The 14,133-nt window shown below is 67.1% G+C and carries 12 protein-coding genes and 1 CRISPR repeat array (1 of these 13 only partly in view); of the genes, 8 read left to right on the top strand and 4 right to left on the bottom strand.

What is annotated here, in order from left to right; translation table 11 throughout:
* Positions 1–195: 195 nt before the first annotated feature.
* The 7 genes from typA to HOP52_RS13985 all read left to right on the top strand — a co-directional run bounded on the left by typA (position 196) and on the right by HOP52_RS13985 (position 8,076).
* Positions 196–2,022 (top strand): translational GTPase TypA, encoded by a 1,827-nt coding sequence (gene typA, locus HOP52_RS14015; protein ID WP_238978019.1) that lies wholly within the window; start codon positions 196–198, stop codon positions 2,020–2,022.
* 107 nt (positions 2,023–2,129) lie between these two features.
* On the top strand, positions 2,130–2,459 hold the full coding sequence (locus HOP52_RS14010; protein WP_238978018.1) for a hypothetical protein: 330 nt from the start codon (positions 2,130–2,132) through the stop codon (positions 2,457–2,459).
* A gap of 157 nt (positions 2,460–2,616) precedes the next feature.
* Positions 2,617–4,062, top strand: a complete 1,446-nt coding sequence (locus HOP52_RS14005) for a sodium-dependent transporter (protein ID WP_238978017.1) — start codon at positions 2,617–2,619, stop codon at positions 4,060–4,062.
* Between the two features lie 132 nt (positions 4,063–4,194).
* Complete coding sequence (locus tag HOP52_RS14000; RefSeq protein WP_238978016.1) at positions 4,195–4,965, top strand: ABC transporter ATP-binding protein; 771 nt, start codon at positions 4,195–4,197, stop codon at positions 4,963–4,965.
* A 52-nt stretch (positions 4,966–5,017) separates the two neighbouring features.
* Positions 5,018–5,722, top strand: coding sequence for an ABC transporter ATP-binding protein (locus HOP52_RS13995; RefSeq protein WP_238978015.1), 705 nt, complete (start codon positions 5,018–5,020; stop codon positions 5,720–5,722).
* A gap of 30 nt (positions 5,723–5,752) precedes the next feature.
* On the top strand, positions 5,753–6,760 hold the full coding sequence (locus HOP52_RS13990; protein WP_238978014.1) for a branched-chain amino acid ABC transporter permease: 1,008 nt from the start codon (positions 5,753–5,755) through the stop codon (positions 6,758–6,760).
* A complete protein-coding gene (locus HOP52_RS13985) occupies positions 6,760–8,076 on the top strand; it encodes a branched-chain amino acid ABC transporter permease (RefSeq protein ID WP_238978013.1) in 1,317 nt (438 codons plus the stop codon). Before HOP52_RS13990 ends, HOP52_RS13985 begins: the two co-directional genes overlap by 1 nt.
* A gap of 78 nt (positions 8,077–8,154) precedes the next feature.
* Here HOP52_RS13985 and HOP52_RS13980 read toward each other — a convergent pair whose 3' ends face one another.
* Positions 8,155–9,360: an ABC transporter substrate-binding protein gene (locus tag HOP52_RS13980; RefSeq protein WP_238978012.1), complete on the bottom strand. Its 1,206-nt coding sequence runs from the start codon at positions 9,358–9,360 to the stop codon at positions 8,155–8,157.
* A 241-nt stretch (positions 9,361–9,601) separates the two neighbouring features.
* Between HOP52_RS13980 and HOP52_RS13975 the strand changes: the two genes are divergently transcribed.
* Positions 9,602–10,672, top strand: a complete 1,071-nt coding sequence (locus HOP52_RS13975; protein ID WP_238978011.1) for a C45 family autoproteolytic acyltransferase/hydrolase — start codon at positions 9,602–9,604, stop codon at positions 10,670–10,672.
* Between the two features lie 4 nt (positions 10,673–10,676).
* Here the strand turns inward: HOP52_RS13975 and HOP52_RS13970 are convergent, their stop codons facing one another.
* The 3 genes from HOP52_RS13970 to HOP52_RS13960 form a co-directional block, all read right to left on the bottom strand.
* Positions 10,677–10,943, bottom strand: coding sequence for a hypothetical protein (locus HOP52_RS13970; protein WP_238978010.1), 267 nt, complete (start codon positions 10,941–10,943; stop codon positions 10,677–10,679).
* A gap of 101 nt (positions 10,944–11,044) precedes the next feature.
* Positions 11,045–11,635, bottom strand: coding sequence for a DUF4202 domain-containing protein (locus HOP52_RS13965; protein WP_238978009.1), 591 nt, complete (start codon positions 11,633–11,635; stop codon positions 11,045–11,047).
* A gap of 159 nt (positions 11,636–11,794) precedes the next feature.
* Positions 11,795–13,207 (bottom strand): amidase, encoded by a 1,413-nt coding sequence (locus tag HOP52_RS13960; protein ID WP_238978008.1) that lies wholly within the window; start codon positions 13,205–13,207, stop codon positions 11,795–11,797.
* A 144-nt stretch (positions 13,208–13,351) separates the two neighbouring features.
* A CRISPR array of direct repeats spans positions 13,352–14,133; the repeat unit is 29 nt; unit sequence CGGTTGAGCCCCGCGCCTGCGGGGACCGG; it runs 4,433 nt beyond the window's last position.

Genomic DNA, 14,133 nt, shown 5'->3' with positions numbered 1-14,133 from the left:
CAGCAACACGCCTTACCCACCGACAGGCCACTTGGCAGCACTTACCGGCGGCAAATCAAGGCGGTGCAGTGCCAAGCCGCCACCGGCCCAGCGCCTCCCGATGGAAAACCCCCTCGCGTGGCACCGGTAAAGGTGGCAGCCGCAGCGCCCCAGCCCCTATAATGCGTCCCCACTTTTTCCCAGCAGGATCGCGTCGTGATCGAGAATCTTCGCAACATCGCCATCATCGCTCACGTCGACCACGGCAAGACCACCCTGGTCGACAAACTCCTCAGCCAGTCCGGCACCCTGGACCGCAAGGCCGAGGGGCAGGAGCGCATCATGGACTCCAACGACCAGGAAAAGGAACGCGGCATCACCATCCTGGCCAAGAACACCGCGATCCGCTGGCGAGACGGCAACGGCCGTGACTATCACATCAATATCGTCGACACCCCCGGACACGCCGACTTCGGCGGCGAAGTAGAGCGGGTGATGTCGATGGTCGACTCGGTGCTGCTGCTGGTGGACGCCGTGGACGGCCCCATGCCGCAGACCCGCTTCGTCACCCAGAAGGCCTTCGATCAGGGACTCAAGCCGATCGTGGTGGTCAACAAGATCGACCGCCCCGGCGCACGCCCCGACTGGGTCATCGACCAGATCTTCGATCTGTTCGACAACCTGGGCGCCTCCGACGAGCAGCTCGACTTCCCGATCATCTACTGCTCGGCGCTCAACGGCATTGCCGGCCCCGAGCCGGAGGCGCTGGCCGAGGACATGAGCCCGATGTTCCAGGCCATCGTCGACATCGTCGAGCCGCCCAAGGTGGAGGTCGACGGCCCCTTCCAGATGCAGATCTCGGCGCTGGACTACAACAGCTACGTGGGCGTGATCGGTCTGGGCCGCATCAAGCGCGGCGCGGTGCAGCCCAACCAGCAGGTGGTGGTGGTCGGCACCGACGGCAAACCCCGCAAGGGCAAGGTCGGCCAGGTGATGACCCACATGGGCCTGGAGCGGGTGCAGACCGACGAAGCCACCGCTGGCGACATCGTCTGCATCACCGGCATCAGCGACCTGTCGATCTCCGACACTCTGTGTGACCCCAACGCCGTGGAGGCGCTGCCGCCGCTGTCAGTGGATCAGCCCACCGTCTCCATGACCTTCCAGGTCAACGACTCGCCCTTCGCCGGCAAGGATGGCAAGTACGTCACCAGCCGCAACATCAAGGATCGCCTCGACCAGGAGCTGATCCACAACGTGGCGCTGCGCGTCGAACAAGGCGAGAGCCCGGAGAAGTTCATCGTCTCAGGGCGCGGCGAGCTGCATCTCTCGGTGCTGATCGAGACCATGCGCCGCGAGGGCTTCGAACTGGCGGTGGGTCGCCCCGAGGTGATCATCCGCGAGATCGACGGGGTCAAGCAGGAGCCCTACGAAGAGGTGATCATCGACTGCGAGGAGCAGCACCAGGGCGCCATCATGGAGGAGCTGGGCTATCGCAAGGGCGAGCTCTCCAACATGAACCCCGACGGTAAGGGCCGGGTGCGCCTGGACTTCATGATCCCCGCCCGCGGCCTGATCGGCTTTCGCGGCCAGTTCATGACCCTGACCTCGGGCACCGGCATCCTCACCAGCCGCTTCGACCACTACGGCCCGCTCAAGCCCGATGCCGCCATCGAGCGCCGCAACGGCGTGATGGTCTCCATGGTCGACGGCAAGGCCCTGGCCTACGCCCTCTACGCCCTGCAGGACCGCGGCAAGCTGATCATCGACCACGGCACCGAGGTCTACGAGGGCATGCTGATCGGCATCCACAGCCGCGCCAACGACCTGGTGGTCAACCCCACCAAGGGCAAGAAGCTCGACAACATGCGTGCCTCGGGCAACGACGAGAACATCGTGCTGACCCCGCCGGTGAAGTTCAGCCTGGAGCAGGCCATCGAGTTCCTCGACGACGACGAGCTGGTGGAGATCACCCCCAACCATATCCGCCTGCGCAAGAAGTTCCTCAAGGAGCACGAGCGCAAGCGCGCCAGCAAGAAGTAAGCGGCCCCGGCCCCGACACGCCCGCCCCACCGGCGGGCGTTTTCGTGTGCGCCTTGGCAGCCAAAACGCTACGCTTGGCAGTTCATCCCGAGCATGGAGACAGCGGCATGCACAAGCACGTGGAGTGGGACGACCCCGGCGCCGACAGCGTGATGCGCCACTTCGCGCGAGACCCGATGGGACACAGCGACCCGGGACCCGGCGATATCCTCTCGGCCCGCTACCAGGGGTACGTGGTGCGTATTCGGGTCGAGGCCTATGTGAACGGCACCAGCATCGGCGAGGTGGTGGCCCTGATCGCCCCGGTCTCCGGCGAGCGCCGCAAACTGTGCGGCAAGCTCGCCCTTGGCGACATGGTGCGCCTGCCCGACGCATCCCGCGCCTTGGAGCCGCGAGCCGACGAACCTGATGACGACGAGGAGGACGAGGCGCCGTGATATCCACGATCGCGCGCCTCGGTCACCAGCGCCACCCAACGGGCCCTAAACGCTTGACCACTGGCAATGCAACCGGAATCTGGCACAGTTAGGCTTTTCTACCTGAAAACCGGCTACCCCGGCCCACAAGGCCTGAACCCCAACCGTCGGAACCCCCATGAGTACGCACAACGTCTGGACGCACAAGGGCACCTTCCTGCTGGCCGCGGTCGGCTCCGCGGTAGGGCTGGGTAACCTGTGGCGCTTTCCCTATCTGACCGGCGAAAACGGCGGCGGGGCCTTCATCCTGGTCTACGCCCTGACCATCTTCGCCGTGGGCATCCCCATCCTGATCGCCGAGACCATGCTCGGCCGCAACAGCCGCCAGAGCCCGATCATGGGCATGCGCTACCTGACCCGCACCCACAACACCTCGCGGGCCTGGGAGTCGATCGGCTGGCTGGGCGCTGCCTCGGCCTTTTTGATCCTGAGTTTCTATTCGGTGATCGCCGGCTGGGCGATCCACTACACCTGGCAGATGCTCACCGGCTCGCTGTCCGGCGCCGATGCCGAGACCATCGGCGCCGGCTTCGACGCCCTGCTGGCCTCGCCGGCGCTGCTCACCCTCTACCACACCCTGTTCATCATCGCCTCGGGCCTGATCGTCGCCATGGGCATCCACCGGGGGATCGAGAGCGGACTGCGCATCATGATGCCGGCGCTGTTCGTGATCCTGCTGCTGGTATTGGGCTACGGCGTGGCCAACGGCGACTTCGGCGCCGCCGCCCGCTTCCTGTTCACCTTCAACATCGCCGACCTCAGCCTGGAAGGCTGGCTGGCCGCCATGGGACAGTCGTTCTTCACCCTGAGTCTCGGCATGGGCGCGATCATGGCCTACGGTGCCTACATGTCCAGCGAGGCCTCGCTGACCCGCACCGCGGTGGCGGTGGCCTTCGTCGATACCGCCGTGGCCATGGTGGCGGGCCTTGCCATCTTTTCGCTGGTGTTCGGCGCCGGGCTCTCGCCGGGGCAGGGCCCGGGACTGATGTTCGTTACCCTGCCCATGGCCTTCGCCGAGATGCCGCTGGGTGCGCTGATCGGCGGGGTCTTCTTCATCCTGGTGCTGGGCGCGGCCATCAGTTCCTCGATCTCGCTGATCGAGCCGGTGGCCGCCTTCCTGGTCGAGCGCTTCGACCTGACCCGGCCCCAGGCGGTGACGACCATGGTGGTCGCCAGCTGGGCGCTGGGGCTGCTCACCGTGGTCAGCTTCAACATCTACGCCGAGGGCACCATCTTCCACGCCCTGTTCGGGCGCAGCGCCTTCGACTTCATCGAGCTGCTGACCAATATCTTCATGCCGCTGGGCGGCCTGCTGATCGCGCTATTCGCCGGCTGGGCGCTGACCCACGCCGAGGTCATGAAGGAGATGCGCACCAGCGAGACCTGGTTTTCCATCTGGCGGTTCCTGGTGCGCTTCGTGGCCCCGGCCGCGGTGGCCTTCGTGTTCCTGCGCAGCATTCCGCAGATCGAGGGCTACCTGATTCCGACCATCGGGGCCCTGGTGATCGTCGGCGCCTTCGCCGCCGGCCGCACCTTCCTGATCGACCACAGCCAGGAACAGTAGGCCGGCCCGCCGGCAGCGGCCACCCCCACGAGCGGTGGCCAAAGTACGGACACGCACCCGTCCCGGCCAGCCCGCTGGGCAGGACGGGTGCCATATAACAACCAACTCCGCAAAGGAACTGGGCACAACGCTATGGCTGCCATCATCGACGTGCGACACGTCCACAAGGCCTTCGGCGGTCTGAAGGTCATCAACGACTGTTCGATCCAGGTGGAGCAGGGCTCCATCACCGGGCTGATCGGCCCCAACGGGGCCGGCAAGTCGACGCTGTTCAACATCATCGCCGGGGCCCTGCCGCTGGACAGCGGCCAGGTACTGCTCGACGGCGAGGACATCACCAACCGCCCCGCCAACGAGCTGTTCCACAAGGGCCTGCTGCGCACTTTCCAGATCGCCCACGAGTTTTCCCAGATGACCGCGCTGGAGAACCTGATGATGGTGCCTCCCGCCCAGGACGGCGAGAACCTGTTCAGCGCTTGGCTCAAGCCCGGCCTGGTACGCCAGCGGGAAACCAAGGTTCGCCAGCGGGCCCTGGAGGTGATCGAGTTCATCGGCCTGCACCACGTGCGCAACGAGCTGGCCGGCAACCTCTCCGGCGGCCAGAAGAAGCTGCTGGAACTGGGCCGCACCATGATGACCGACGCCCGGGTGGTGCTGCTCGACGAGATCGCCGCCGGGGTCAACCGCACCCTGCTGGGGGATCTGGTCAGCAACATCGAACGGCTCAACCGAGAGATGGGCTACACCTTCCTGGTCATCGAGCACGACATGGAAATGATCGGCCGACTATGTGACCCGGTGATCGTGCTGGCCCAGGGCAGCGTGATGGTCGAAGGCACCATCGACGAGATTCGCAACAACCCCGAGGTCATCGAAGCCTACTTTGGCTCCAACGTCGCCTGATGCCACGGGCCTGACCACAACACGAATAACGAGACTACGCTGGAACTTCACAATGCCACTACTCGACGCACGCGATGTGCACGGCGGCTACGGCGGCATGAACATCCTCAACGGGGTGAACATGGCCGTCGAGGCCGACGAAATCGGTGTGATCGTCGGCCCTAACGGCGCCGGCAAATCGACCATGCTCAAGGCCATCTTCGGCCTGCTCACCGTTAACCAGGGCGAGATCCTGCTGCGCGGTGAGCCGATCCACAACCTGCCGCCCAACAAGCTGGTGCAGAAGGGGATGGGCTTCGTGCCCCAAGAGAAGAACGTCTTCCCGAGCCTCACGGTTAAGGAAAACCTGGAGATGGGCGCCTTTCTCAAGCCCGACAACGTCAAGCGCATGCTGGGCCAAGTCTACGAGTTCTTCCCGCCGCTCTATGACAAGCGCCACCAGCCGGCCGGCGAGCTCTCCGGCGGCCAGCGCCAGATGGTGGCCATGGGCCGAGCGCTGATGGCCGAACCCGAGATGCTGCTGCTCGACGAGCCCACCGCCGGCCTCTCGCCACTCTACATGAACGAGATCTTCGAGCGCGTGAAAACGATCAATGCCGCCGGCGTGGGCATCCTGATGGTCGAGCAGAACGCCAAGCAGGCGCTGGCCATCGCCGACAAGGGCTTCGTGCTGGCCGCCGGCCAGAATCGCTTCACCGATACCGGGGCCGCGCTGCTGGCCGACCCGGAAGTGGCCAGGAGTTTCCTCGGCGGCTAGAACGCCGGGGAGCATGGGAGAGAAACCGTCGTGAATGAACTCGTCTTTTTCATCAACAATGTGATCGTCGCCGGCAGCGTGACCGGCTCGATCTACGCCATCGGCGCCATCGGCGTGACGCTGGTGTTCAGCATCATGCGCTTCGCCCACTTCGCCCACGCCGACATGATGACCTTCGGCGCCTTCATGGTGCTGCTGCTGACGCTGGCCTTCCCCGGCGTCGGCAGCGTGGTCGGGTTGCCCACCCCGGTGGTGATGCTGCCGCTGGCGATCGTGCTCACCTCGCTGCTCGCGGTGGGCATCGACAAGGCTTTCTACAAGCCGCTGCGCGCCCACGGCGTCAAGCCCATCGTCATGGTCATCGGCTCGCTGGGGGTGACCCTGATGCTGCAGGGCCTGATCCGCCTGTTCGCCGGCACCAGCGCCCAGAACCTCTACTTGGGAGGGGAGCGCAAGGAGATCTACCGCCTGGAGCTGCCCTTCGAGCTGGCCACCCGCCCGGTGATCGTCACCGAGCCGCAGGTCATCCTCTTCGTGCTGACCATCGCCTGCGTGGTGGGCCTGCACCTCTTTCTCAGCCGCACCCGGCTGGGCAAGGCGATGCGCGCCATGTCCGACAATCCCGACCTGGCCCGCGCCTCGGGCATCAACACCAACCATATCGTGGCGGTGACATGGGTGATCGCCGGGGGCCTGGCCGCCACCGCCGGCACCCTGCTGTCGCTGGACGTCACCTTCAAGCCCGACCTGAGCTTCTTCCTGCTACTGCCGATCTTCGCCGCGGCCATCGTCGGCGGCGTGGGCCACCCCTATGGCGCCATCGCCGGCGGCTTCGTGGTGGGCTTCGCCGAGACCCTGGCGGTATTCAACTGGTCGGTGCTGCTGCGCCCCATCGCCCACCACTTCCCCGAGTGGCTGGAACTGCCGCGCAACCTGGCCTTCGTCGGCACCGAGTACAAGATCGTGGTGCCCTTCTTCATCCTGGTGGCGATCCTGGTGTGGCGCCCCACCGGCATCTTCAAGGGTAAGGTGATCTGATGAGCACACAGCAACCTAGCGAACAGCGCGCCGATAGCGTCGCCGCACCCTCCCGCTTCCCGTTGCGCGAGGTAGTACTGTTCACCGCCCTGCTGGCGGTGGTGCTGGGCGTCTATGCCATGATGGGCACCGCCTACAGCACCCGCATGCTGGTGGAAGCCTCCTGCTACGCCATCCTGGCCCTGGGGCTGACCATCCAGTGGGGCTACGCCGGGCAGTTCAACGCCGGGGTGATGGGCTTCGTGGCCCTGGGCGGCTTCTGCGCCATGTTGTTCAGCGTACCGGTCAACGACGCCTTCTGGGGCACCGAGCTGCCCGGCGAACTCGGCCGGGTGCTGCTCTACGGCGCCGCGGCCGCCATGCTGGTCTACGGCGCCACCAAGCTCGACCGCCTGGGCGTGCCGAAGAAGCTGCGCACGGTGATCGCCGTGGCCCTCGCCGTGGTGCTCTACCTGGTGGTGATCAGCCTGCTGCGCGGGGTCACCGGCGAGATCCAGTCCCGGGCCGGCTTCATCGGCGGCCTGGGCCTGCCGGCCTGGACCGGCTGGCTGGTCGGCGGGGCACTGGCCGGCGGCATCGGCTACTTCATCGGCAAGATCTGCCTGGGGCTGCGCAGCGACTACCTGGCCATCGCCACCCTGGGCATCGCCGAGATCATCAAGGCGTTTCTCAAGAACTCCGACTGGCTGACCCGCGGCACCGCCACCGTCTCGCCGCTGCCCTGGCCGACCCCCGGGCCCAGCGAGCTGGGCTTCACCCTGGCCCGGGCGCTGTATCTCTCGGTGACAGCGCTGATGATCGCGGTGATCTTCTTCCTGCTGCACCGCGCCTACCACGCTCCCTGGGGGCGCATGATCCGCGCCATCCGCGACAACGAGATCTCCGCCGCGGCCATGGGCAAGGACATCAACCGCCGCCGCCTGGAGATCTTCGTGCTCGGCTGCATCCTGATGGGCATCGGCGGCGGGGCGCTCGCCTCCTTCAACAGCATCTTCGATCCCAACGGCTATCTGCCGCTCAACCACACCTTCCTGGTGCTGGTGATGGTGATCCTGGGCGGGCCCGGCAACAACCTGGGTACCATCTTCGGCGCCGTGGCGGTCTACATCATCTGGATCATGTCCGAGCCTCTGGCGCTGTTTGTGATGCAGCTGGCGGTGAGCGTCGGCGAGGGAGCCTTCGGCTGGGAACCGCCGAGCAACCTCGACAGCCGTGCCCTGCAGGCCCGGGTGTTCGTGATCGGGCTGCTGATCACCCTGGTGCTGCGCTTCGCGCCTCAGGGGCTGCTGCCAGAAAAGGTCAAGCACCACGGTTAGAGAGCACCTCAGCAACGACAAGGCCCCGGCGGTTCATTCCCGCCGGGGCCTTTCGTTGCTAGGGCGTTGCGCTAGCGCTTAGAGGTCGACCAGGCCCTTGCTGACGAAGGCGCCGTCTTCCACGGTCATCTCGACCACCACGCCCGGCACGTCGCCGTTCTCATCGAACTCATGGGTGCCGGAGGCGCCCTCGTAGTTGATCTCGGTGCCGGCGGCGATCAGCTCCACGGCCTTCTCCCACTCGCCGGGCAGAATCACCTCGCCCGGGGCGGTGGCGACGCTGCGCAGGGCGGCGGAGAGCCCCTCACGCTCGGCGCTGCCGTTCTGCTCGATGGCCAGCGCCAGCAGGAAGGCGGCATCGTAGGCCTGGGCGGCAAACACCGCGCTGGGGTCGAAGCCCGCCGCCTCCGCCGCCTCGGCGAAGATATCGGTACCGGGAAGCTCCGGGCTACCCGGGCGGGTGGCGATCATGCCCTCCAGCACGTCGGCCCCGACGGCCTCCACCAGCGATGAGCCGACCATACCGTCCGCCCCGGCGTACTGGGTGAACATGCCACTCTCGTAGGCCTGGCGCAGGATGGTCTGACCGGAGCCGTCGGCGTAGGCCAGTACCACCAGGGTCTCGGCGCCGCTGGCGGAGAGCGAGCCCAGTTCGGAGCGGTAGTCGGCGCGGCCATCCTCGTGGGCCAGGTTCTCGGCCAGGAAGCCGCCGCCCGCCTCGAAGGCCTCGCCGAAGGCGTCCGCCAGGCCGCGGCCATAGTCGTTGTTGACGTAGGTGACGGCCACCTCGTCGAAGCCCTTGTCGAGCATCAGCTTGGCCAGGATCTCGCCCTGGAAGGCGTCCGAAGGCACGGTACGGAACACCAGGTCGTTGTCATCGAGCTCGGTGACCGCCGGCGCCGTGGAGGCCGGCGAGACCATCACCACCCCGCCCGGAATCGCCGCGCTGTTGGCCGCGGCCACGGTGGCCCCGGTACACAGCGCGCCGACGATGGCGGTGACGTTCTCGGTGTTGACCATGCGGTCCGCCGCGTTGGAGGCCGCCGAAGCGTCGCTGCAGGTGGTATCCGCATTGGGCATCACCAGCGTCTGGCCGCCCAGGATGCCACCCTGCTCATTGATCTGCTGAACCGCCAGCCGGGCGCCGTCATAGATCGGCGGGGTCAGGCTCTCGATGGGACCGGTGAACCCCCCGATGAAGCCGATCTTGACCTCTGCCTGGGCCGCACCGACAAAGGCCACGCTGGACGCCGCGATCGCAATCGCCAATACGCTCTTCTTCATGGTTGTTTTTCTCGCTCTGGTTGCAATGATGGGACACGTCACCAATCTGGAAGGGCGGCACGCAAAATACAAGCCCCCGCTGCCAACGTTAGCCTGCTTCAATATCACCCCAAGCCCCTGATTGTGCAAACACTATGATCGCCGCTTTGGCCCGGGGCGAGACTTCAACGCTGACCAGGCAGCCCCCCTAGCGGGGCTCCTATACTGGAAGCCAACCACCCAATCAGGAGGCGCCTACCCTGTGACACTCCCCGTTACCGAACTATCCGGCAGCCGGCGCATGATCGGCGAGGCCCACGGCCGGATCCACGCCCGCTTGATCCAGCACAGCCTGACGGTCTACGCCCAGCTGTTCCATGACTTCGTCGGCATCGACTGGGACGCCGCCCGCCGCGAGGCCGGCCGCTTCCAGGCCATGATCGAACGCGGCTTCCCGGCGATTCTCGAGGAGATGGACGGCATCGCCCGCGGCGCCGGCGTCGACTTCACCGACGTGCTGACCCTCAACTGCAGAAGCGAGATCGCCCTGACCCGCGCCAGCGGCGGTTGCTCAGCCTTTGCGCTGCTGCGCGACGGCCAGCAGTGGCTGGCCCAGAACTGGGACTGGCGCACCGACCAACTGCACAACGTGGTGGTGCTGCGCATCGAGGGGATCGGCCGTCCGGCGCTGATCAGCATTGGCGAGGCCGGCATGGTCGGCAAGGTGGGCCTGAACGCCCAGGGCATCGGGGTCTGTCTCAATGCGATTCGCTCACAGACCTGCGGCGAGGGGCTGCCGATCCATATCGCCCTGCGCAAGATCCTGGAAAGCCCCGACTGGGACAGCGCGCTGCGCGTGGTCACCGACGACCGGGTCTGCTCCCCCGCCCACTTCCTGCTCGCCAGCGCCCCGCCGGCAAGCGAAGCGTGCCAGGCCCTGGGGCTCGAGGTGCTGCCCGGCGAGCCCGGCCGGCTCGAGGCGCAGGGCGGCCTGGTCACCCACACCAATCACCTCTACGCCCCCGCCGCGACCCGCCAGGTGGAGGACTTCCCGCGGGCCGACTCCCGCCCCCGGCTGGCGCGGCTCAACGCCCTGCTGGACGGCGAATCGGCAAGCCAAGGCAGCCTCGATGAGGCCAGGCTGTTCGAGATCCTCAGCGACCACCAGGGCGCACCGATGTCGATCTGTCGCCACTTCAATCCCGACCAGCCCCCCGACGAGCGCATGGAGACGCTGTTTGCCGTGGTCATGAACCTGAGCCAGCGCCGCCTGACCCTGCGCCACGGCAAGCCCTGCGAGACCAGCGACAGTCTCAGCCTGACGCTGGCCTGACGGCTCAACCCCGCCCCCCATGCCGGCGAAGCTGCCCGCGCTCGTCGAGCTCGCCCTTGAGATACTGCTCGGTGGTCCGCAGAAACAACCGGCGAAACAGCTCATGGAGGGCCTCGTCCCGACGCAGCTGCAACAGCGCCTGGTCGGCTTCGCTGAGCGCCGAGTCAGGACGGGGGGACTGCCAGGCCAGGCGTACCGAGCCCGATGTCGCATCGCAGACCTGCAGCGCGGGGCTGGCTCCCTTGAACCGAGTATTGGCGCAGTACGTCATGGCGACCTCCTTGATCACACGATTTAATGATAACAATTATCATTGGCAATCGTGAATCTAGGTCGCCTCGGCCGGTTTGTCAAATGCTCAGAAAAGCGGTGTCACCCCGCCAGGGCTTCCTCGACCAGCCCGCGCGCCTCCTTGCTCATCGGCAGACCCAGCGCCAGTTCGTGTGCCCGCGGCGACATCTTCTTCCAGGTCTTCTGCACGATGCGGATCAAATGATCGTGGTCGACCTGCTTCGAGAAGTCGGCGAAGTAGTTCTCCAGGAATACCAGGCAGGCGCAGTCCTCCACCGCCTGGGTACCGGCATCCCGGCCCAGGCCCTGCTTGCGAATCATCTGCGCCACCCGCTCCGCCTGATCGGCCGAATAGCCGGCCTCCTGCATCAGCCGGGCGGTGGTCTCACCGGCCCGCTTGCCCTGGTCGCGCCGCCAGGTGAGATAGCCCACCCGGCCTTCCGGGTACTCGCTGCGCGGCACCTGCCAGCGCTGCAGGTGCTGGGCCCGCACGGCGATCTGGGTCAGCTCATCGGCATCTGCCACCAGCTGCTCCAGCCAGGCGCTCATGCGACCGGCGTGCCACAGCTCCAGGGGAACGGAGTCACCGTCGACCTCCACCCGGCGGGGGTCCTCCGCGTGGAGGGCATCGATGGCGCTCAGGGTGGCGGCGAAAGGGGTTTGATCTGACATCGGTCTTTCCTTGCAAGCTATTGTGGTTTCAGCATACCGCATATGGCCACCTTGGCGAGGCAAAGGACTGGCAGGCGCTGATCGCCGACGACCTTTCCGGCTCGGTAAGCCCCGCGGCACCGGCTATCCGTGTCGGGCCCCGGCTCAGGTCACCCGAGCTCAGGGCCGCCCAGGATCGGGACAGTCGGGAAAGCGCGGTGGATAGGCCGCCATGAAGGCGTGACAGACGCGCAGCACCCGCGCATCGTCATGCTTGCCGCCCGCCAGCTGGAAACCCACCGGCAGGCCGGCATCGGTGAAGCCGCAGGGCACCGAGGCGGCCGGCTGCTGGCTGAGATTGAAGGGATAGGAGAAGCTCGCCCACTCCTCCCAGTCACGCATGCCGCTGCCGGGCGGTACGGTATGGTGGAGCGCGAAGGGCTCGATCGCCACGGATGGCGTCATCAGCAGGTGGTAGCGCTGGTTGAAGTGCTCGAGCCGCTCGGTCAGCCGGGCCCGCTCGGTCAGGGCATGAAACAGGTCCACGGCGCGCCAGGCCTCGGCGCGACGCGCATCGGCCACCAGGCCCGGGTCGAGCAGCTCGCGCTGACGCTCGTCGAGCTCCTCCCAGACCACCAGCGAGGCGGTGAACCACAGCTTCTGGAAGGTATCCAGCGGGGAGTCGATCTCCGGGTCCACCTCCTCGACCTCGGCGCCGAGCAGGGTGAGCCGATGTGCCGCTTCGCGCACCCGCTCGGCGACCTGGGCGTCGACCTGCGCATAGCCCAGGTCCGGCGAATAGGCGATGCGCAGCCCACGCAGCCCCTGATGGAGCTCCATCCCCCAATCCTCTGGCTGGCCGCGCACCGCATAGGGATCGCGAAAATCGTAGCGTCCCATCACATTGAGCATACGGGCGGCATCGGCCACCGAGCGGGTCAGCGGGCCGAGGTGCGACAGCGTCGGCTCCTTGCTCGGCGGCCACTGCGGCGTCCAGCCGAAGGTGGGCTTGAAGCCGAACACCCCGGTAAAGGCCGCCGGAATGCGAATGGACCCGCCCGAGTCGCCGCCCTGGTGCAGCACGCCCATGTTGAGCGCCGCCGCCACGGCGGCCCCACCGGACGAGCCACCGGGGGTCAGGCGGGTATCCCAGGGGTTGGCCGTAGCGCCGAAGACCCGGTTGTCGGTCACCGCCTTCCAGCCGAACTCCGAGGAGTTGGTCTTGCCCAGGATCACCGCCCCCGCCTCGCGCAGCATCCGCGCCGGCGGCGCATCCCGCCGGCAGGGGGTGTCCGGCACCGTCAACGATCCCTGGCGCGCCGGCATCCCGGCCACCTCGGTCAAATCCTTGAGCGAGACCGGCACGCCATCGATCGGGCTCAGCGGCTGACCCTGCTGCCAGCGCCGGGTGGAGGCGCGGGCCGCCGCCTCGGCCCCCTCCCGGTCTAGGTACACATAGGCATTGACCGCGTCGTTGAAGCGGTCGATACGCTGGAAGGCCGCCTGTGTCGCCTCGAGTGGCGACGCCTCGCCCGACAAGAACAGCGCACTCAGTCGGCCGGCATCCATCAACCCCAGATCGCTATCGCTCACATACTCCCCCTGCACCGGTGGACGGGACACCCAGTCCCACGAAAGCACTCTCAACGTAGGTGACAAGGGTGGGCCTGCGCAAAGTGGCGAGGCTCGCGCCTGCGGGGATCGGTCTGATTACGGGTATTCCGGGTGGGGGTAAATCGGTTGAGCCCCGCGCCTGCGGGGATCGATCGGCAAGGTGCTCGACATCCAACTGATCCAGCGGTTGAGCCCCGCGCCTGCGGGGATCGGATGCGCCACAGCGAGGCCCGCCAGCTCGAAGCCGGTTGAGCCCCGCGCCTGCGGGGACCGGTCGTAGATCGAGCCGTTGGCCAGCTGGAGGAGCGGTTGAGCCCCGCGCCTGCGGGGACCGGGTGGGGCCTGTCGCGCAGGCCGTCGAGCAGTTCGGTTGAGCCCCGCGCCTGCGGGGACCGGGTCATGCCGCCGTAGGCGTTGTCGGCCTCCAGCGGTTGAGCCCCGCGCCTGCGGGGACCGGTGATAGTCGATCACGGGCTGGTCAGTCTTCGCCGGTTGAGCCCCGCGCCTGCGGGGACCGGGCGCTGCCGTGGTGGGCCGTGGCCCGGTAGCTCGGTTGAGCCCCGCGCCTGCGGGGACCGGATCTGCTCCTCGTCCAGGTTGTTACGGCGCTGCGGTTGAGCCCCGCGCCTGCGGGGACCGGTTACTATCACCGTAAACAGAGTTTAGTGCCAGCGGTTGAGCCCCGCGCCTGCGGGGACCGGGCCGAGCGCCTGCCGGCGGTGATCACCTGGCGCGGTTGAGCCCCGCGCCTGCGGGGACCGGGGGGGTGCCGATGACCTCCTCACCGAGGATCGCGGTTGAGCCCCGCGCCTGCGGGGACCGGCAGGCGAAGCGTAGAGCGCGCCGAACGCACACCGGTTGAGCCCCGCGCCTGCGGGGACCGGAGCAGCTGGCGGGTCCAGCCG

This window comes from Billgrantia campisalis, from assembly GCF_022341425.1.
Classification (GTDB): Bacteria; Pseudomonadota; Gammaproteobacteria; order Pseudomonadales; family Halomonadaceae; genus Halomonas; species Halomonas campisalis.
The sequence above is the reverse complement of the archived record's forward strand: the minus strand, read 5'-3'. Positions and strand labels throughout refer to the sequence as shown.

Bases quoted from the DNA above. Each gene is read 5' to 3' on its own strand.
- HOP52_RS13980 (WP_238978012.1), bottom strand. From the start codon at position 9,360: ATGAAGAAGAGCGTATTGGCGATTGCGATCGCGGCGTCCAGCGTGGCC.
- HOP52_RS13965 (WP_238978009.1), bottom strand. From the start codon at position 11,635: ATGTCAGATCAAACCCCTTTCGCCGCCACCCTGAGCGCCATCGATGCC.
- HOP52_RS14000 (WP_238978016.1), top strand. From the start codon at position 4,195: ATGGCTGCCATCATCGACGTGCGACACGTCCACAAGGCCTTCGGCGGT.
- HOP52_RS13985 (WP_238978013.1), top strand. From the start codon at position 6,760: ATGAGCACACAGCAACCTAGCGAACAGCGCGCCGATAGCGTCGCCGCA.
- HOP52_RS13970 (WP_238978010.1), bottom strand. From the start codon at position 10,943: ATGACGTACTGCGCCAATACTCGGTTCAAGGGAGCCAGCCCCGCGCTG.
- HOP52_RS13995 (WP_238978015.1), top strand. From the start codon at position 5,018: ATGCCACTACTCGACGCACGCGATGTGCACGGCGGCTACGGCGGCATG.
- HOP52_RS14010 (WP_238978018.1), top strand. From the start codon at position 2,130: ATGCACAAGCACGTGGAGTGGGACGACCCCGGCGCCGACAGCGTGATG.
- HOP52_RS14005 (WP_238978017.1), top strand. From the start codon at position 2,617: ATGAGTACGCACAACGTCTGGACGCACAAGGGCACCTTCCTGCTGGCC.